The organism is Paenibacillus taihuensis (assembly GCF_003386535.1).
Lineage (GTDB): Bacteria > Bacillota > Bacilli > Paenibacillales > Paenibacillaceae > Paenibacillus_Z > Paenibacillus_Z taihuensis.
This window is the reverse complement of record NZ_QTTN01000010.1, coordinates 47,101-67,050: the sequence shown is the minus strand read 5'-3', so window position 1 is coordinate 67,050 and position 19,950 is coordinate 47,101. Positions and strand designations below refer to the sequence as shown.

The 19,950-nt window shown below is 53.2% G+C and carries 17 protein-coding genes and 1 pseudogene; 14 read left to right on the top strand and 4 right to left on the bottom strand.

Annotated features, from left to right (window positions below; all coding sequences use genetic code 11):
- Positions 1-471: 471 nt before the first annotated feature.
- A complete protein-coding gene (locus tag A8990_RS10710) occupies positions 472-1,107 on the bottom strand; it encodes a fumarylacetoacetate hydrolase family protein (protein ID WP_116189114.1) in 636 nt (211 codons plus the stop codon).
- 180 nt (positions 1,108-1,287) lie between these two features.
- Here A8990_RS10710 and A8990_RS10705 point away from each other — a divergent pair, with 180 nt between their 5' ends.
- The 8 genes and pseudogenes from A8990_RS10705 (at position 1,288) to A8990_RS10670 (ending at position 10,845) form a co-directional block, all read left to right on the top strand.
- Positions 1,288-2,646, top strand: coding sequence for a sugar ABC transporter substrate-binding protein (locus A8990_RS10705; protein ID WP_116189021.1), 1,359 nt, complete (start codon positions 1,288-1,290; stop codon positions 2,644-2,646).
- A gap of 102 nt (positions 2,647-2,748) precedes the next feature.
- The gene (locus tag A8990_RS10700) at positions 2,749-3,639 is read left to right on the top strand and encodes a carbohydrate ABC transporter permease (RefSeq protein WP_116189020.1); all 891 of its coding nucleotides are present in this window, start codon (positions 2,749-2,751) and stop codon (positions 3,637-3,639) included.
- Positions 3,640-3,658: 19 nt separating this feature from the next.
- Positions 3,659-4,483, top strand: coding sequence for a carbohydrate ABC transporter permease (locus A8990_RS10695; RefSeq protein WP_116189019.1), 825 nt, complete (start codon positions 3,659-3,661; stop codon positions 4,481-4,483).
- A 33-nt stretch (positions 4,484-4,516) separates the two neighbouring features.
- A complete protein-coding gene (locus A8990_RS10690; RefSeq protein ID WP_116189018.1) occupies positions 4,517-6,298 on the top strand; it encodes a sensor histidine kinase in 1,782 nt (593 codons plus the stop codon).
- Positions 6,299-6,340: 42 nt separating this feature from the next.
- Positions 6,341-7,516, top strand: coding sequence for a response regulator (locus A8990_RS10685; protein ID WP_116189113.1), 1,176 nt, complete (start codon positions 6,341-6,343; stop codon positions 7,514-7,516).
- A gap of 421 nt (positions 7,517-7,937) precedes the next feature.
- On the top strand, positions 7,938-8,816 hold the full coding sequence (locus A8990_RS10680; protein WP_116189017.1) for an iron-hydroxamate ABC transporter substrate-binding protein: 879 nt from the start codon (positions 7,938-7,940) through the stop codon (positions 8,814-8,816).
- A 6-nt stretch (positions 8,817-8,822) separates the two neighbouring features.
- Positions 8,823-9,829 (top strand): annotated as a pseudogene (locus A8990_RS10675) (FecCD family ABC transporter permease).
- The gene (locus A8990_RS10670; protein WP_116189112.1) at positions 9,829-10,845 is read left to right on the top strand and encodes a FecCD family ABC transporter permease; all 1,017 of its coding nucleotides are present in this window, start codon (positions 9,829-9,831) and stop codon (positions 10,843-10,845) included. The pseudogene A8990_RS10675 and the gene A8990_RS10670 overlap by 1 nt, the downstream one beginning before the upstream one ends.
- 409 nt (positions 10,846-11,254) lie before the next feature.
- Here the strand turns inward: A8990_RS10670 and A8990_RS10665 are convergent, their stop codons facing one another.
- Genes A8990_RS10665 through A8990_RS10655 form a run of 3 tightly spaced genes read right to left on the bottom strand, consistent with a single transcriptional unit; the run spans position 11,255 to position 14,614 of the window.
- Positions 11,255-12,562 carry a 6-phospho-beta-glucosidase gene (locus A8990_RS10665; RefSeq protein WP_116189016.1) on the bottom strand — a complete coding sequence of 436 codons (1,308 nt, stop codon included), beginning with the start codon at positions 12,560-12,562 and terminating at the stop codon, positions 11,255-11,257.
- 13 nt (positions 12,563-12,575) lie between these two features.
- Positions 12,576-13,565 carry an N-acetylglucosamine kinase gene (locus A8990_RS10660; protein ID WP_116189015.1) on the bottom strand — a complete coding sequence of 330 codons (990 nt, stop codon included), beginning with the start codon at positions 13,563-13,565 and terminating at the stop codon, positions 12,576-12,578.
- Positions 13,566-13,573: 8 nt separating this feature from the next.
- Positions 13,574-14,614, bottom strand: a complete 1,041-nt coding sequence (locus A8990_RS10655) for a LacI family DNA-binding transcriptional regulator (RefSeq protein ID WP_116189014.1) — start codon at positions 14,612-14,614, stop codon at positions 13,574-13,576.
- Positions 14,615-15,025: 411 nt separating this feature from the next.
- On the opposite strand from A8990_RS10655, the gene A8990_RS10650 reads away from it, so the two are divergent.
- The 6 genes from A8990_RS10650 to A8990_RS10625 all read left to right on the top strand — a co-directional run bounded on the left by A8990_RS10650 (position 15,026) and on the right by A8990_RS10625 (position 19,904).
- Entirely contained in the window at positions 15,026-15,859 is an 834-nt protein-coding gene (locus A8990_RS10650) for a transporter substrate-binding domain-containing protein (protein WP_116189013.1), read from the top strand.
- A 21-nt stretch (positions 15,860-15,880) separates the two neighbouring features.
- On the top strand, positions 15,881-16,603 hold the full coding sequence (locus A8990_RS10645; protein ID WP_116189012.1) for an amino acid ABC transporter permease: 723 nt from the start codon (positions 15,881-15,883) through the stop codon (positions 16,601-16,603).
- Positions 16,600-17,337 carry an amino acid ABC transporter ATP-binding protein gene (locus A8990_RS10640; RefSeq protein ID WP_116189011.1) on the top strand — a complete coding sequence of 246 codons (738 nt, stop codon included), beginning with the start codon at positions 16,600-16,602 and terminating at the stop codon, positions 17,335-17,337. The genes A8990_RS10645 and A8990_RS10640 overlap by 4 nt, the downstream gene beginning before the upstream one ends.
- A 24-nt stretch (positions 17,338-17,361) precedes the next feature.
- A complete protein-coding gene (locus A8990_RS10635; protein ID WP_116189010.1) occupies positions 17,362-18,477 on the top strand; it encodes a Nif3-like dinuclear metal center hexameric protein in 1,116 nt (371 codons plus the stop codon).
- Between the two features lie 54 nt (positions 18,478-18,531).
- Complete coding sequence (gene mmuM, locus A8990_RS10630) at positions 18,532-19,476, top strand: homocysteine S-methyltransferase (protein WP_116189009.1); 945 nt, start codon at positions 18,532-18,534, stop codon at positions 19,474-19,476.
- Positions 19,477-19,640: 164 nt separating this feature from the next.
- Complete coding sequence (locus A8990_RS10625; protein WP_245995946.1) at positions 19,641-19,904, top strand: zinc ribbon domain-containing protein; 264 nt, start codon at positions 19,641-19,643, stop codon at positions 19,902-19,904.
- Positions 19,905-19,950 lie beyond the last annotated feature (46 nt).

Sequence of the window (19,950 nt, the reverse complement as noted above, 5' to 3'; positions counted from 1 at the left end):
CGACTCTCAGTATGCGGATCGAGCTCAGGCGGTGAAGATTCAGTGTGTGAGAGAGGGAAAAACCGACTCTCAGTAAGCGGAATGAGCGGCAGCGCGCGGATTTAGCTCCCCAGAGAGGCAAAACCCGCTCTCAGGCGAGAAAACAGGCGAATCGCCCGCCGAGAGAGGGAAAAGCCGCTCTCGATAAGTATAATGGCGGCTGCGAGGCAGGCCTTCCGAAGCAACAAAGCTGAGAGAACAAGTACGTTCTCTCATCCGTTCACGGACCAGCTCACCGCGCGAAAATAACGCCGAGAGAACAAATACGCGCTCTCAACGCCAAAACTAACCAAAAACAAAGACGAGAGAACAAATGCGTTCTCTCGTCCTTTCCCAGCCCCGCATCCGCTCAAAAAAGAAGCCGAGGAATCCCCAACGGGCCCTCGGCTTCTTTTCACATTCCCTCATCCCTGGCGCCAAGCGCGCTCGCTCTTACCCCATGTCCACATAAAGCGGACCATACGTCACTTCGCTGCCGCCGGAAACGAGGCGCAGCTCCAGCGTGTCGCCATCGGCGAGCGGGCCGACGCCGGCCGGCGTGCCGGTGTAGATGATGTCACCGGCGCCAAGGCCCATGTTCGAGCCGATGAAGTCGATCAGCTGCTGCAGCGGGAAGATCATATCCTTCGGGCAGCCCTGCTGCACCGTCTCATCATTCTTAATGAGGCTGAAGTTTAATGCCTCGAACTCATCCGCTCCTCTAAATTCCGTGAACGCCGTCAGCACCGCGGAGCCGACGAAACCTTTTGCAAGCAGCCACGGGTGACGCTTCTCCTTCAGCTTCGACTGCACATCGCGCGCCGTCAGGTCGATGCCGAGGGCGATGCCGTCGATCAGCTCGTCCACCTTCATGCCTGGGCGGTAGCTCGCACCTATGCGCACAACGACCTCCACCTCATAATGAATCTCGCCGATCGAGCTTGGCAGCGCAAGCTTTCCTGTCGCCGGATGCAGCGCATGCGTTGGCTTCGAGAAGATCATCGGCTCCTCCGGCACATCATTGCCAAGCTCCTTGGCATGAAGGGCATAATTGCGTCCTACACAATAAATATTACGTATCGAATCCATAGACGGCATTTCCAATTCCCTCCATTTCGGTTGAAAAATTATAGTTTTATCATAGCACGAGCGACATTTTTCTACATGCTGATCTTGAAAACACAAACCCTAGTCCCTAATTTCACGCATTGTTGGTAAAGCCTAAGTGCATGATAATAAGCGTATACCAACCCGAGGGGGATTAGAGAAATGGCTAACAAAGCATTAAAAACAACAGCAGTCGCAGTTACTGCGGCAGCATTGCTTCTTGGCGCAACAGCTTGCGGAAGCAAAAACGATAATACCAACAATTCTGCAAACAACTCGGCTAATACAGGTACGAACGCTGGTACAAACCAACCAGCTGCTGAGAATGTAACAATCACGTTCCAAAACATTTACCCAGACCCTGAGACACCTTCGTACAAAATGCTTCACACGATTGTTGACCAATATCAGAAGGACCACCCGAACGTTAAGATCGAGCTGGACTCCCTGAACACGGACCAACAAAAACTGAAGCTGAAGACACAAGCAGCTTCCAAAGAAGTACCGGACATCACAATCGTGAACCCGTCCGCACAAATGAAGCCGTATGTTGACGCTGGCCTGCTTGCACCGCTGAACGACATGCTCGATCAGAACGGCCTGAAAGATACATTCCAAAAAGGTCTGCTTGACTCCTACAGCTTCGACAACAACGTATACGCATTGCCAGACGGCAACAACATCGAAGTTGTTTACTACAACAAAGACTTGTTCACACAAGCGGGCATCTCGGCTCCACCAACAACGTTCGAAGATCTCGTAGCTGATGTTAAAGCGCTCAAAGCGAAGAACATCACGCCAATCGCGATCGGCGAGAAAGACTCCTGGACAGGTTCGTTCTTGTTCATGAACGTTCTTCTTCGCACAAACGGCGGCCCTGGCTTCCTGCAAGACGTTCTTGATGGCAAGAAAACATTTAAAGATCCAGCATTCACGGGCGCTGTTTCGAGCTTCCAAGATCTGATCCAAGCAAAAGCATTCCCGGACGGCGCAACTTCCCTTGACTACAACACTGGCGGTAACCTCTTCAAAACAGGTAAAGCAGCCATGTACATCATGGGTACTTGGGAAACTGGCGCAATCGACGCTTCTTCTGTAGCTGGTAAAGTTGGCGTCTTCAAGTTCCCTACAGTTAAAGGCAAAGGCGATCCAGACCAATACATGCTTGCTCCAGGTTCCGCTTTCGCGATCTCCGCGAACAGCAAGCACCTGAAAGAAACGAAAGACTTCTTGAACTACTTCATGACAGAAATGCCTAAGAAGCAGTTCGAACTGAAAAACGCAGTAGGCAGCGGTCAAATCATGACTGGCGACTTCAAAGCAGCTGGTTACTCCGACCTTGCAATCGCAGTACTTGACCTGTTCAAGAACGTTAAAGGCGGCGACCTTGCATTCGATAACACAATGAAGCCAGCAATCGCACAAGCTCACCTTAGCAGCATCCAAAACATGTTCGTTCAAAAGGTTGACCCTGCGAACGTTGCAAACGAGCACCAATCGGCATACGACTCGAACAAGTAAGCTCTAAAATATGGATAAGTCGTTTGCGGGTGGAGGCACTAGCTGATCTCCATCCGCATTCGACTTTCTTTACAATCATTAACGACTCAGGAGGCAACCCACGTGAATGTTTTAAAAGTCCCGGCCCGTACAATTGCAGTTTTCGTCCTGCCGTGTCTGATTCTCTACATCGGCCTCGTGTTCGTACCAATCCTCGTGGCTGTTTATGACAGCTTGCTGGACTGGGATAGCATCAATAAGGCGAAATTTATCGGGCTCGATAATTTTAAAACGATGCTGTTCCACGACACCAACTTCTGGCCTTCGGTGCGTCACACGCTTGGTTACGCAGTATTCTCTATGTTGGAAATCCCGGTCTGTTTGTTCGTAGCAGCACTGATGAACCGCTATGTTCGTAAAGCAAACACCCTTGTTTCGATTTACTTTGTTCCTGTTATTCTCTCGGTCGTAATCATCGGCCAACTTTGGAAAACGATCTACAACCCGGCTGACATGGGCGGTATGCTCAACGGCATTCTGAATTCGCTTGGACTTGAAAGCTGGACACGCAGCTGGCTGACAGAGCCGAAGATTGCGATGTACTGCTTGTACTTTGTATCCCTATGGCAATATTTCGGCTATCACTTGCTTATTCAATACACAGGCGTGCAGAACATTCCGACGGAAGTGTATGAAGCAGCCAAGATCGATGGCGCAGAAGGCTTCAAAGCCGACTGGTACATTACTTACCCAATGGTTATCCCGATCTTCAAAATCTCGATCGTCCTCGCGTTCATCGGCTCCCTGCAGGCGTTTGATCTGGTATGGGTTATGACTGGCGGCGGCCCTGCACACGCGACAGATACGATCTCTACACATATGTACACCCAGTCGTTCCTATCCTTGAAGTACGGATACGGAAGCGCACTAGCGACATCACTCGTGTTCATCTGTTTGGTATTCACGGTATTCATCAATTTCGTCTTCAAAAAAGTCGAAGCAAAGTACACCTAAGAGGGGAGAACAATAGATCATGGCAAGTTTTAAAAAAGGGCTCGTGTATCTGCTTCTCTCGATCCTTGTCATTACGCAAATTTACCCATTGTTTTGGCTAGTGATGTACTCGCTCAAAACGAACGAGGAAATTCTCGGCTCGAACTTCTTCTCGCTGCCGAGCTCGCCGCAATGGGCTAACTATAAAGCCGCATATAAGGGCGGACATTACTTGCAATACCTCGGCAACAGCGTGCTTGTAACAACGGTTACCCTGTTGTGCGTAATCGTACTGAGCGCGATGGTCGCTTATGCGATTTCCCGGTTCAAATGGAAGCTTGGCGGAGTTGTTACGCTCGTGTTCTTGCTCGGTATGATGATTCCGATGCAAGCAACGTTGCTGCCACTCATGGTTATGTTTAAACACATGCACATCTTGAACACGCGCTGGTCGCTTATTCTGCCTTACATCACGTTCTCCACGCCGATTGCCGTCTTTATCCTAAGCGGATTCATGCGCGGCATCCCAGCGGAGATCGAAGAGTCGGCGTTCATGGATGGCGCAAGCGTATACCGGATCTTCCGCAGCATCATTCTGCCGATCTCGGTACCGCCGATTATGACTGTATGTATCCTGACGTTCATTACGATCTGGAACGAGTACATCATGGCAGCGACATTTATATCCAAAGAATCATTGAAAACTCTTCCTTTCGGTGTATATACTTTTGTCAGCCAATACAACGTTAACTATGGCGCAATTGGTGCTTTCCTTATCCTCGGCGCATTGCCGGTACTGCTTGTATACTTCGTCCTTTCGGAGCGTATTACGAAGGGTATGGTTGCAGGTGCAGTTAAAGGATAATCGGGGAGCCCGGAGGAAAGGGCGATCGCGAACGTGTCACGGGGATTACATTCCATTCAGTACCGGCTGTTCGTGCTGTTTCTCATCAGCATGTCAGCCATCGTACTGATTGTCAGCATCTTGTATTACAACCGGACAACGGTGCAGTTCCAAGAGAAGGTTAGCGGCCTGTCCAAACAGAACGTCTCGCAGACGGCAGGCCTGTTTGATCTTCTTCTCAAAGGCTATGACAGCATGTCCAAGTCTGTCATCGGCAACAATGATTTTTCCCGAATTATGAGTACGCCATCAGTCGACAGCCCTGCTGTCGATTATTTTAATGAGCAGGCGATTACGAATATTCTCGGTGCAGTCTTCCTCTCGCAGGAAGATCTGATCGGCATTCATGTCCTGACGGATAAAGGGAAAGTATACAATTACGGCAATTATGCGAATGTGATCGACCCGGAGTACACCAAATCGCACTGGTACGAAGAAATTCGGCAATCCAGCGGCAGTATGGTTTGGCTCGGGGTTTATAAGCATTCTATTATTGATCAGAATGAGAACCGCTCCGTGTTTGCATTTGGGCGGCCGATCTACGATCTGAATAATCACCGGCAAGTCGGCATCGTGCTCTTCGAGACGAGCTCCAAGGCGATCATTAGTGCGATGGAGAACCTGAAGCTTGGCGTACATAGCGAGGTTTACTTGATGTCGAGCAGCGGTGAGGTCATCTCATCGACGTCCCAAACCTGGGACGAAGGGAAGCTGTCCGAGCTGCCAAAACCGAAGAGCGGCTTACCCGTCGTTGTCGAAAATGACGGGAATCTCGTTGTGGCGTCGCAGCTGCCTTTTGCCGAATGGACCGTGCTTAGCGTGACGCCGGAGCGTGACCTTAACGTGGAGCTGATTGAGACGCAGCGTTTTCTCATCTATGTTGGCGCCGCGCTTGTTCTCGTTGCGATTCTCATTGCGACCATATTCTCTCGGACGATCTCCTCGCCGCTGAAACGGCTTATCTCTGAGATGAAACAGGTTGAGATCGGTAACTTCCGCGGCTCGCTTAATGTGACGTCCTATCAGGAGATTAATATCCTCGTCGCCTCGTTTAATCAGATGGTGAATCAGATCGCCGAGCTGATCGAGCGGGTGAAGATTTCATCGGTCAGCGAGAAGAACGCGGAGCTGCAAGCGCTGCAATCGCAGGTCAATCCGCATTTTCTATATAACACGCTCGATATGATTTATTGGATGCTCGACGAGAAGGGGCATGACCGACTCGGGGAAGTGGTGTTGTCATTGTCCCGGCTGTTCCGCTACAGCAGCCATTGGGATCAAGGCGTAGCCGTCAGTTTGCGAGAGGAAATCGAGCAGACGGAGCATTATTTGACCATCATTGTGACACGTCTCGAGGGGCGGCTCACCGTGGATATCGACGTCGATGATACGCAGATGAATGTGCCGCTGCCGAAGATGACGCTGCAGCCTGTCATTGAGAATGCGGTAAAGTACGGCCTGGAGCCGCTGATTGACCGGGAAGGGAAGCTGCGGCTCTTTATTGAAGCAGAGGACCGGAAGCTGCACATTATGGTGCAGGATAACGGTATTGGCATCGATGCTGACAAGTTAGCACGGATTAATACATTACTAGATAAGCCTGAGGAAGCAGCGACAGATGAGGAAGGACTGGAAGCAGTTCGGCGTGAAGGCGGCATTGGGCTCGTCAATTTGCAGCGGCGTATTCGCCATATGTATGGTGAAGCATACGGGCTTGAGCTGCGGAGCGAACCGGATGTAGGAACCACGGTAATTATTACTGTTCCTTGTCAGTAGAGGTTTGCGATCGAAGGCAGGAAGGAGGAGCTGCATATGGCAGTGAGTATCCTCATTACGGATGACGAGAGCGTCATTCGTGAAGGTGTGAAACGAACCATTAAGCGGGCATTCCCGGCATATGAAGTCCATTTGGCCGCTTCTGCGGAGGAAGCGGTGCACGTTTTGGAAAGCCAGCAGATTGATATCGTGCTGACTGATATTTTGATGCCGGGTATTGATGGTTTAGAATTTATGAAGATGTCCCGCCGGAAGTATCCGCACGTGAAGTGGGTCGTCATCTCGGCGCACTCGGAGTTTTCCTATGCGCAGAAGGCGGTGCGTCTAGGTGCACGCGATTATTTGCTGAAGCCAATCGGCAAGCAGCGGCTAGAGGAATTGATTGATCAGCTAGCCGAAGAGGCAAGGGAAGAGACGGCCTCCACGAAGGAGGGCGAGCTCTTGAAGACGAACCTGAAATACTTGCGCGAAGCGGTGTTTCAGCGTTTGGCGTCCGGTCTTGCGCTTGGCAACCTCGACATTGCGCCGCTTATCGAGCGTTATCCGGAGTTCCGCCTCGTAATGGTGCGGATCGAGGAAGCGGTGAAGAACGTTCAACTGGAGCATTTTATTATCGAAAATGTCCTCTCGGAGCTGATCGATCTGCATGGCCAAGGCTTCGTCGTCAGCTTCGACCGGCAGAGCTTGCTTGGCTTGGTGCAGCTGAAGAATAACAAGACAGAGGAAGGGCTGGCACAGGATCTGCATAAGCATCTGAGCCATTACTTGAAGGTACCCTTCCATATCACCTATTCGGACGATATTAAGGAGTTCAGCCGTATTCCTGAGGAGGTTCGTCGTCTGCGCCAAGCGACTGCCCCTGTAGCGAGCGACAGGCCTGAAGGCAGCGGTGACAAAGCCATTGAGGTTGCGCTGCAATACTTGAAGGCGCACTACAACGAGGAACTGTCGCTGGAGAGGGTCGCCTCGGTCGTTTTTTTGAATCCGATATATTTCAGCCAGCTGTTCAAGCAGAAGACAGGTCAGGGCTACAAGGATTATGTCATCAGCTTGCGCATTGAACAAGCCAAAGAGCTGCTGCAGCAGTCGGGCCTTAAGCTCGCTGAAATTGCGGAGCGGATCGGCTATGCCGACGTACGTCACTTCACGCAAGTGTTCCGGCGCAAAATGAATGTAACGCCTACGGAATACCGCCAGCAGATTGCGGCTGAGCTTTAATACGAAGCAACACGAAGAGTGAACAGAAGAGTGATAAGAGCAGGGGAGTTCCCGTTCTTGTTGCTCTTTTTTATGGAGAATCTTCAATCGTCGGCGGCAGCGCGTTTTCGACCCTGAGAGAACGTATATGTTCTCTCGGTATTCCATCGTATATTTAAAGATCATTGCCTGGGCAATAAAGTCGATTCTTAGCAGATAAGCGCGGATTTACGCGACATTCATTTATGTAATTGTGAATTCTTTGCCATATTTGCTGGAGCCTGCGCCACTGCTGATCTTGCGACGCCACCTCGTTATGTTAACTGAGATTCATTCTCAAAAAGATGTTGACAAGGATGAATGGCACATGTAAAGTTTGAGATGTCCTGATACTGATAATCATTATCAACAAAATCGTACAATGAAAGTGAGAGCGTGAGGAATGAACAGATTGTTAATTCCGGTTGTCCTCTTGTTTGTATTGGCGCTTAGCGCATGCGGGAGCAGCGGCGATAAGAACAATGCGAGCAATGCAAATACGAATGCGGCAGCAAACACGACTGCAAATGCAGGCGGCGATGCAGCTGCGAATGACAATGCTGAAGCAACAAATGACGCAGCAGCAACGAATGCATCGGCGGAGTCCGGTACGATTACATACCAGTCCGAAGCAGGACCGGTAGAAGTGCCTGCGAACCCGCAGCGCGTCGTTGTTCTGGCTGGATTTACGGGCGATATAATCAAGCTTGGCGTACCGATCAACGGCGTGGACTCCTGGTCGAAGACGAACCCGAACTTCCAGGATAAGCTGAAGGATGTGGCGGAAGTTTCGGACGAGAACGTGGAGAAGATTCTCGAGCTGAAGCCGGATCTGATCATCGGCATGGATAACGTGAAGAATCTCGATAAGCTGAGGCAAATTGCTCCGACAGTGGTGTACACGTACAACAAGGTCGATTACCTGACGCAGTATCTGGAGATCGGCAAGCTGCTGAACAAGGAGAAAGAAGCGCAAACGTGGATTGATGATTTCAAGGCACGTGCTGCAAAAGCAGGCGAGGAGATTAAAGCGAAGATCGGAGCGGATAAGACGGTTTCCGTTATCGAGTCTTACGATAAGCAGCTGTATGTGTACGGCGATGCATGGGGCCGAGGAACTGAAATCCTGTACCAAGCAATGGGATTGCCAATGCCGGCGAAGGTAAAGGAAATGACGAAGAAGGACGGCTACTACGCATTATCTACGGAAGTGCTGCCTGACTTCATTGAGGAATCTCCTTTATGGAGCATTCCTCTTCCTAATTTGAAAAGGGAAATGTGAGAGACGATGATGAATGTGGATGTGGAAATCAAACGTTCAGGTCCGGCTGGAACCACCGCCAAGCTCGTGCTTGGTGTTGCTGCATTAGTCGGCATGTTCGCGGCTGCGGATACGACATTCCGCGATCTGTGGCATGTGCTCTTCACGCAGGATCGAGGGGATACGATTACGATGCTCCGTGAAATCCGCCTGCCGCGTGAGGTGGCGGGCATGCTCGTTGGCGCTGCGCTCGCTGTATCGGGTTCGCTGATGCAGGGGCTCACGCGCAATCCGCTCGCCGATCCCGGCTTGCTTGGTCTAACGGCTGGGGCGAACTGCGCGCTGGCGCTGACGGTGACGATGCTGCCGCACACGGGGTATTTTGGCGTTATGGTCGCTTGCTTCATCGGCGCGGCTGGAGGGACGGTCATCGTGCTGGGACTCGGCGCAGTGAAGAAGGGCGGCTTGTCGCCGCTTCGCCTCGTGCTGGCGGGCTCGGCGATCTCGCGTTTCTGTATGCGGTGTCGGACGGTGCTGGGCTTATTTTCAAAGTATCCAAAAACGTAACAATGTGGACTGCCGGTGGCTTGATCGGGACGACATGGGGGCAGGTTCAAGCGATTGCGCCGTTCATCATTGTCGGAATCGGCATCTCGGTGCTGCTGTCCAGACAGGTGACGATCTTAAGCTTGAATGAAGATGTGGCGGTTGGACTGGGGCTGCGAACGGTCTATGTGAAGATTATTTTGTACATCGTTATTGCGCTTCTTGCCGGTGCGTCGGTGGCGCTTGTGGGCAATATGGCATTCATCGGGCTGATGATTCCGCATATCGTGCGCGCCATGTTCGGCATCGATTACCGGACGATTATCCCGATGTCGGCGATCTGGGGCGCGGTCTTCATGCTGCTGGCGGATACGCTGGGACGTACGATGAATGCTCCTTATGAAACGCCAGTAGTAGCAATCATCGCGACGATCGGCCTGCCGTTCTTCCTGTTCATCGTTCGGAGAGGAGTGAAACTGCAGCCATGATGTCCGGTTCTTCGATATCCATTCTTGCTCGCAAGCAGCGTATGCTCGTGAGCGTACTGCTGCTGCTCATCCTGCTCACCATTGTAATCAGCTTGGGGCTTGGCGCTTCCTCGCTATCTTATAAGCGGCTGCTCCCGACTTTGTTCGGGAACGGCGATATCAAAGAAGAATTCGTGCTGTACTCGCTGCGATTGCCGCGCATTCTCGTGACGCTGCTCTCCGGCATGGCGCTGGCACTGTCTGGCGCGATCCTGCAAGGCATTACGCGCAATGATCTGGCCGACCCTGGCGTCGTAGGCATCAACTCCGGCGCTGGCTTCGCCATTGCGATCTTCTTCTTGTACGTGCCGATCGACACGGGGGCGTTTGCCTATAAGCTGCCTGTGGTCGGTTTTGCCGGGGCCTTCTTGACGGCTGGCATCATCTATCTGTTCTCGTACAGCAAGCGGGAGGGACTGCAGCCGGTGCGGCTGGTGCTTGTCGGCGTCGGCTTCTCGCTTGCATTATCCGGCGCGATGGTTGTGGTGATCTCGTCGGCGGACCGGATCAAGGTCGACTTCATTGCAAAGTGGCTCGCGGGCAACATCTGGGGCACCGACTGGCCGTTCATCTGGGCGCTGCTCCCGTGGCTCATCGTGCTGATCCCGTACGCGATGTTTAAAGCGAGCGCCATGAACCTGCTGGCGCTGAACGAATCGTCGGCGATCGGCTCGGGTCTCGTTGTCAATCAGGAGCGGATCGTGCTCCTGATTGTGTCTGTCGCACTGGCTGCCGCGGCTGTCTCGGTGACAGGCGGCATCGCCTTCATCGGCCTGATGGCGCCGCACATCGCCAAGGCGCTGGTGGGCACGCGGCACCAAATGTTCGTGCCCGTGTCCATCCTCAGGGGCGGCTGGCTGCTGCTGCTCGCCGACACGATTGGCCGCAGCATCGCCGATCCCTCCGGCGTTCCCGCCGGGATTATGATCGCGTTCATCGGCGGGCCGTATTTCTTGTATTTGTTGCTGCGGAAGTGAGGCGGAGAGAGCCAATTCGGCACTCTCAGCGGCAGAAATACGCTAAGTGGCAGGTGAGAGATCCGAATGGGGAGTCTCAGCGTCGTGGTAGCGAGGAATTAACTGGATGTGGCAGCTGAGAGAGCCAATTCGGCACTCTCAGAATCAGATATGCGCGAAATGACAGGTGAGAGATCCGAATGGGGGCTCTCGACGTCGTGGTGGCGAGGAACTAACTAGTTATGGAGTCCGAGAGATCATATACGCTCTCTTGGCCAATGAAACATGGAAAAAGAAAAGCCGAGAGAGCATATTGCTCTCTCGGCTATTTAATTCCAACCCATTGTTACTTAACTACGCGTATACACCATGCTTGCACATCGATTAACGGTAGTACGCCAAGCGGTCAGTTTGTGAACGTGCTCCCCGCTTACCCCTGCGGGAAAAACTGCGGCAAGTAGTCGCGGTTCGCTTCGAGCATCTCGCCCAGCAGCTTGACGGCGATGTCGACGTTCGGAACGAGCGGGTGATGGACCATCGCTTGCAGCGCGATGCCGCGGTCGCCGGTTACGGCTGCTTCGATCGTCAGCTGCTCGTACGTCTTCACCGCATGGATGAGTCCTTTCACATGCGTCGGTACGTTCGTCAGCGGCAGCGGCAGCGGGCCCGTCTTCGTGACGACGCAGTTCACTTCAATGGATGCTTCCTTCGGCAGGAAGTCGAATATGCCGTTGTTCGCGACATTGAGCGTCTGAATGTCGTTCGTGCCATTATGCAGCGAGCGCATCAGGTTCACCGCAGCCTCGGAGTAGAACGCGCCGCCGCGCTGCTCCAGCTGCTTCGGTTTCTCGCTCAGATCCGGATCGCTGTACAGCTTGAACAGCTCTTCCTCGACGCGTTTTACGACCGCAGCACGGTTCCCTTCACGAGCGAACGACTCTTGCTGTTCTTTCAGCATCTCGTCTGTCATGTAGAAATATTTCAAATAGTACGAAGGCAGCGCGCCAAGCGAGCGGAGGAAAGCAGGATCCCAGCCCTTGGAAGGCACGTTCTTCGCGCTGAAGCCCTCGGTGTCGCCGAGCAGCTGTGGCAGCTTCGGCTCGCCATCGATATCGATACGTGTCACCCAGTGCAGATGGTTCAGACCGACAAACTCGGTATAAATGCGCTCCGACTCGACTTCATAGGCATTCGTGAGCCATTTCCGCAGGCCGATCGGCGAGTTGCACAGACCTACGCTGCGAACGTTCGAATGGCGATGAATGGCTTCCGTTACGATACCTGCTGGATTCGTGAAGTTAAGCAGCCATGCATTCGGCGCCAGCTCCTCGATATCACGGCAAATGTCGAGCAGCACCGGAATCGTCCGAAGCGCTTTCATCATGCCCCCTGGCCCAGTTGTCTCTTGTCCGATGACACCGTACTTCAGTGGAATGGACTCGTCACGGCCGCGTGCTTCCAGCATGCCGACACGCATTTGCGTGCTGACGTAATCCGCGTCTTTGATCGCCAAGCGGCGGTCTGTCGTCAGATGAATCTCGATTGGTAGTCCCGAACGCTCGACCATCCTTTTGGCCAAATTACCGACAATCTCAAGCTTGTGAAGGCCTGCTTCAATGTCCACCAGCCATAGCTCGCGAACAGGCAGCTCATGATGGAACCGAATAAAGCCCTCAATCAGCTCTGGCGTGTACGAAGATCCCCCGCCAATTACAACTACTTTCAATCCGTCTGCCATTATCATTCACGTCCTATTCTTGAATTTGAATATCGTCAAAAGTTCCCAAAGCCCGCATACGCTCATAAACGTCCGTGCTAATCGTCAAGCCATACTCTTCCATTGCCGCCCAAATCGCTCCGAATACCGGGTCGACCGTCAGCGTTACAATACGGGCATGAGGCGCGACCTCATGGACGATTCGCTCAAGCGGTCCGCGAATCCATCCGCCGGTGTCGCCGCGAGTAACGAGGCTGCCTGTTAACACGACATCGAACGTATCCTCGCCCATGCCAAGCCGCTTGGCAGCAGCAGCGGCGGATTTGCCCAGCTCGACACCTTGGCGGTTCAAAATCTCAATCGCCATGGCATCGCCTTCAGCAGCAGCGGTAAAGAGCAGCTTCGTCACATCTACCGGCACGCGCTTGTTGTGATCGAGATAATCATTAAACATGTCTTCAACGCTTGTATAACCAAGCCGAGCAAGCAGCAGACCCGTCAGCAGCGTCGGCTGCTCGCGGCCGTCCCAAGCACGGATAACCGAACGGAACACTTCTTCGTTCAAAGCTCCGCCTCCGCCAAAATCGCCATACATGTATGTGAAGCCGCCAACCTGCAGCTGCTCGCCTTTCTTATTCCGACCGGCGCAGTTGGTGCCGGTGCCGCAAATGACGGAGATGCCGTAGGAGCGGTCTGTCCCTGCCCGGAGGCCGATAATCGTATCGCACGCGATCGAGAATCGCGGGAATCCGATCGCGCTCACAATCGGGCGCAGAATGCGGAAGTCCGTCTCGCGGTCAGCGCCGGCAAGGCCGAAGTAAGCATGCGCTACATCCGCATGGTGAATGCCAGCCTGCTGCAGCGCCTCAGCGGCGGCTTCGGTCAAGTGGCGCGCCGCTTCCGCGGCGTCGATCTGATGGTTGCCGTTCCCGCTCTGGCCTTTGCCCAGCACATGCCCATGCTCATCCGTTACGAGCGCATGCGTCTTGCTGCCGCCGGCGTCTATGCCAACATAGTAAGCCATCTTCTTGTTCACTCCTTAGTTGTAGTTCCAATGCTTCTAGTGGATTGACGCACGATGAGTTCGGGATCAACCCGTTGGCCAATAAGACGGGCAGCCTCATCCTTACCCTCGTCCTCATCTCCGGATTGGCTTTCGCCGACTTGCCGGAGTAGAAGATCAGCTGCTGCTTCAGCAATCAGGTTCGCGGGCTGGCGGACCGTGGTGACGAAAGGACGCAGCATCGAAGCGATATCCTGATCATCGTAGCCGACGACCGACACATCCTCCGGCACGCGAATGCCAGATTCTTTGAACGCATTAATAAGACCAGCGGCGATATAATCATCCCCGGCAAAGACAGCATCGGGAAGCTGTCCAGCAGCAATCCAGCGCTTGACCGTATGATAGCCGAACTCGGTCTCGTATTTTCCGCGAATGAGCTCAAAAGGCTCCAAGCCCGCATCATCGAGCGCCTTCACAAAACCAGCCCGGCGTTCCTTCGTACTGCGGTAGATTTCATCCCCGCTAAGATGCGCAATAGAGCGGCAGCCTAGCTCAGTCAGCAGCTGTCCCGCCATATAGCCGCCTTTAAAATTGTTCACCGTTACGGAGTAGTCGTCGTTCGCCTCATGCTGATTGTCGATAAGCACATAAGGAATGTTGCGCCGCTTCAGCTCTTCAATATAGTGGTCCTCCTCGGTAGGGGAGAGCAGAATAAGTCCATCTACCCGGTCTTCTTGAATCAGATAATGGCTCGTTTCACCCGGCGGGAACTTTGTAACAGACACCGCGAGGTAATAACCATGCTCTTCAAGAATCTCGTTAATCTCACTTACAATTCTGTCGTAGAACGAATCCTGCAATGTCGCGAGCATGAGGCCGATAATGCCTGTTTTGCCGCGAGCGAGACTGCGTGCAGCAGCGCTTGGGCGGTAATCAAGCTCCTTCATAGCATCAAGCACGCGCTGCCGGTTCTTCTCGCGCACTGTTCCTGCACCGTTCAAGACGCGGGATACGGTGACGACGGAGAGACCGGACTTCTTCGCGACATCAAATATGCTCACCTTCATAAGACCAATCTCCTACGCACAAAATTAAAGCGGTTAAACTTTAATGCGCGAACGACCGTTCTATTCATCGCATTAAGCGTTCTTCTCAATTCATTAACCCGCTAAATTAATCGCATAAATCTTTAAAACCAATCACTCAGACCTTCCAGCACGAAAATTAAACCGCTTTAACTTTCGCCTCTATAACGATTATTCTAGTCGAACTCGCCTGATTACGCAATTGCTTTCTTCTTCACCATCTACATGGTTTTCGACACAGCAAAGTCAGTATTTGTCGAATTTGTTTGGCGCAAGGGCTATATTTTAACAAGTTCATCTTGTAAAATTTAAGAGGATTACTATAATTAGTCTTAAATCCGACTAATTTGATTGGATATTGGTCGACAACAAGTAAACTGGGGGAACACGTACATGAAAACAACAAAAGCAGTAGCAGGTTTCGGCGTTACTTTAACACTATTGGCAAGCATTTTGAGCGGGTGCGGATCGAATGACGGCAATAGCGCAAGCAACTCCGGCGCCAATTCCGAAGAGAAAACATTGATCGTCGGCACGCAGAACGACTACCCGCCATTCGCATACATAGACGACAAGAACGAATTGACCGGCTACGACGTGGAAGTGATCAAGGAAATCGACAAGCGCCTCGACGGCTACAAATTCGATTTCTCGCCTACGACATGGGACAGCATCTTCCTATCGCTGGAATCGAACAAAATCCAGCTGATTGCGGACGAAGTGGCGAAGAGCGATGAGCGCGAAGCGAAGTACCTGTTCTCGGACACGTCTTATTTTGCATCGCAGACCGTTATTATCGTGAAGAAGGGCAGAACGGACATCCAATCGCTGAAGGACCTCGAAGGCAAGAATGTCGGCGCTGTTGCAGGCGACTCCTACACGGTGCTGCTTGAAGACTACAACAAGAAGAACGGCAACAAGATCAATCTGAAATACAGCGAGAGCACTAGCCCTGCTGATATTTTGCAAGACGTACAGACTGGCCGCCTCGACGCCTATGTGAACGATCCGGTTATGACGAGCGCGATCATTAAGAAGCAAAGCTTCGATCTCGAAATCGTCGGCGAGCCTGTAACGTCCGACAACATCGGCATCGTATTCGCGAAGGACAAGCAAGGCGAAGAGCTGAAGGCGAAGATCGACCCGATTCTGAAAGCGATGAAGGACGACGGCACGCTGGCGGAGCTGTCGAAGAAATGGACCGAAGGCGAGTACATCCCTCAATAATAGCGAAGAAGGTAACGGTAGATGGAAAAGCTGCTTGATATCGACTATTTGATCAAATCATACCCTCATATTCTCAAATACTTGCCGGTCACGATCTGGATCTCCGTTGCGTCCATGGTACTCGGTATTGCGATCGGACTCGCGACTGCGCTGATCCGGCTGTATAAGGTGCCCGTTCTCGGGCCCCTTTCTGCGTTATATGTCTCTTTTGTCCGGGGGACGCCGCTGCTCGTGCAGATTTATCTCGTTTTCTACGGCATTCCGAAGTTTATCTACTATTTCCAGACACAGCATGGCTGGATGACCGGAATTGACGTCAACTACGTCTCGCCGGAGGTTTACGTGCTGCTTTCATTCTCGTTCAATCTGGGCGCTTACTTGTCCGAAACCATCCGTTCGGCGATCGAATCCGTTGACAGAGGACAGTTCGAAGCGGCGGATGCCATCGGTCTCTCGCGGACGCAGACGATGTTGAAGATTATTTTGCCGCAGGCGCTGACCGTGGCGCTCCCGAATCTCGGCAATACGTTCATTAGCACGATCAAAGACACCTCGCTCGTCTTTGTCATCGGCGTCATCGATATTATGGGCGAAGCGAAGATCATCGGAGCCCGCGGACTCGCCTATTTCGAAGTATTCATCGCGGTGTCGCTCATCTACTGGCCGGTGTGCATCATCATTGAACGCGTTCTCGTTATCGTCGAGAAACGAATACGAAAATATGAAAGAAGTGCCATTTCATGATCCAATTGCAGCAAATTCATAAGTATTACGGCTCGCAGCATGTGCTGAAGGGCATCGATCTTACGGTCGGCAAAGGTGAAGTCGTCGCGATTCTAGGCCCGAGCGGCTCCGGCAAATCAACGCTGCTGCGCAGCATCAACTTTCTGGAGCGTGCGACAAGCGGCAGCATCACGATCAATGGCCGCACGGTGGACGCCGCATCTGCCAGCAAACAGGACGTTCTCGCCCTTCGCCTGTCTACGGGAATGGTCTTTCAGCAATACCATCTGTTCAAGAACCTCAAGGTGCTGCAAAATGTCATGCTCGGCTTAACCGACGTGAAGAAGCTATCGCCTGCGAAGGCGAAGGAGATCAGCACAGTGCTGCTTGAGAAGGTTGGGCTGAAGGATCGGATGAACCACTATCCGTCGCAACTGTCGGGCGGCCAGCAGCAGCGCGTCGGCATTGCACGGGCGCTTGCGCTCAATCCGGAAGTGCTGCTGTTCGACGAGCCGACGTCCTCGCTGGATCCCGAGCTTGTCGATGAGGTGCTGTCCGTTATCAAGCAGGTGGCAAGTGAAGGCAATACGATGATTATCGTGACGCATGAGCTTGGTTTTGCCCGGGAAGTGGCTGACCGTGTCGTGTTCATGGAGGATGGCATTGTTGTCGAAGAAGGAACGGCCGAGCAAATGTTTACGAATCCGCTCAAGGAGCGTACACGGCAGTTTCTCAGCAAAGCGCTGAGAGCGTAGCGGCGGCAGAGGGGAGCTGGAACGATGAGCTATGCAACAGGATTAACCGTAATTGAACGGCTCGAGAGGCTTGCTCCGAAACATATTGCAATGCCGAATGATCGTATCGGGCTTCAGCTCGGAACGCTCAAGAAGGACATCCGCAAGGTGCTTGTCGCGCTTGATGTGACGGAAGAGGTCGCTGATGAAGCCGTACTGGAAGGCGTTGACCTGATAATCGCCCATCATGCGATCATTTATAGACCGCTGGAAGATCTGCAATCCGACAGCCCTGCGGGACAATTATATGCGAAGCTGATTAAGCACGACATCGCGGTTTATATCGCACATACGAATTTGGATGCTGCCGAAGGCGGCGTGAATGATCTGTTGGCCGAGGCGCTGGGGTTGCGCGGCGGATTGGACGTGCTGAAGGTCGTGCATACGGAGAAGCTGAAGAAGCTCGTCGTATTCGTGCCGCAGACGCATCATCAGCAGGTGCTGGACGCGATGTTTGCTGCCGGTGCCGGTCATATCGGCGATTACAGTAATTGTTCGTTTAATATAGCGGGTGAAGCAACGTTCATGCCGTCAGACAGCGCACAGCCGTTCATCGGCGAGGCAGGCGTGTTGGAGCGAGTGGCAGAGGTGCGAATCGAGACAGTCGTGCCGGAGAGTCTCGTGCAGCAAGCCGTGCAGGCTGTCATCAAGGCGCATCCGTATGAAGAAGTCGCTTACGATATCTATCCGATTGATCATGAGGCCAAAAGCTACGGGATCGGCAGAGTCGGTCTGCTGCCATCGGTGATACAGCTAGGTGAGCTTGCTGGCCATGTAAAAGCTGTGTTCGGTCTGGATGCAGCGCGCGTTGTCGGTGAGCTGGAGCGGGCGGTCCGCAAGGTGGCGGTGCTCGGCGGTTCAGGCGGCAAGTTCATCGGCGACGCCATCCGCGCAGGCGCCGATGTGCTCGTCACGGGCGATATCGATTATCATACCGCGCAGGATGCGCGAGCGGCGGGCTTCGCGCTCATTGACGCGGGACACCATATCGAGCAAATCATGAAGCAAGGCGTAGCGAGCTACTTGGCTGGCGCTCTTGCGGGAACAGCGACAGAGGTTGCCGTTTCTCAGGCGGTAACGGATCCATTCCGTTCGGTATAGGGCTAGCGGTCGATGGCCGAACATGGAAGAGGTAACAAGGAAGAGGTAGGGCAGATGAATCCGATAGAAACAATGTTACAGCAGCACCGCATGCTCATCCTTGACGGTGCGATGGCAACAGAGCTGGAGAGCCAAGGCTGTGATTTGAACGACCGTCTATGGTCGGCGAAGGTGCTGATGGAGAACCCGGATTTGATCGGCCGGGTGCACCGGGATTATTTCGAGGCTGGAGCGGATGTGGCCATTACGGCAAGCTATCAAGCGACGGTGCAAGGCTTCCGCGACCGCGGACTCAGCGAAGCTGAAGCGAATGCGCTTATTATTCGCTCGGTGCGGATCGCTGTTGAGGCGCGGGATGCATTCTGGACCGAGGTACTGCCGGAGAATCGCGCCCGGAGACCGAAGCCGCTTGTCGCCGCTTCGGTAGGGCCATATGGCGCGTTCCTCGCGGATGGCTCGGAGTACAGAGGCGACTACGCGCTGACGGAATCGGAGTTGATGGATTTCCACCGCGAGCGGATGCGCACGTTAGTCGAAGCGGGAGCAGATCTGCTCGCATGCGAGACGATACCGTGCCTGCTGGAGGCTCAGGCGCTTGTGAAGCTGCTTGAAGCCGAATTCCCCGGCGTGTATGCATGGATCAGTTTCAGCGCGAAGGATGGACAGCGCATTAGCAGCGGAGAGACGATTGCGGAATGCGCGCAGCGGCTGAATGCGTATGAGCAGGTGGCTGCTGTAGGCGTCAATTGTACGCCGCCGCAGTATATCGGCTCGCTCGTCAGCGAGATCCGAGCGAATACGGCGAAGCCGGTGCTCGTGTATCCGAATTCGGGCGAGATCTATGATCCGTCCGATAAGACGTGGCATTCAAGCGGCATGACCGAGAGCTACGGCTGCAGCGCCAAGGGTTGGCATGAAGCAGGCGCCAGCTTGATCGGCGGCTGCTGCCGGACCACGCCGGCGGATATCCGGGCGATTGCCGCTTGGGCACGCACGTGAGAAGGTGCCCCGCAAAGTCACGAGTAGAGTGTGACTTGCGGGGCATCTTTTATTGTTCAAGCTCTGAAAAAAGAGACTAGGTTCTGTCAACGCGTGCCATGTACAGGCTCTACATAATTGCATATAATTAACCCATCATATTCCAGAAGGGGCGGACGCCAAACGTGAGCGTAAGCTACAAGAACTGCCAGAGCTGCGGCATGCCGATTGCGAAGGGCGATAAGAACGGAACGGAAGCCGGCGGCTCGAAGAGCCTGAAGTATTGCGTCCATTGCTACGTGGACGGCAAGTTCACGATGCTTGACATGACGGCGTCGCAAATGCAGGAATTCGTCAAAGGAAAGATGGTCGGCATGGGCTTTCCGAAGTTTCTGACAGGCTTCTTCACGCGCGGGATTCCGAAGCTGGAGCGGTGGAAGAACAACTAACAACGGATGTAATTTCAACTGCTTCATGGGAGGGACAAGCTTGCGT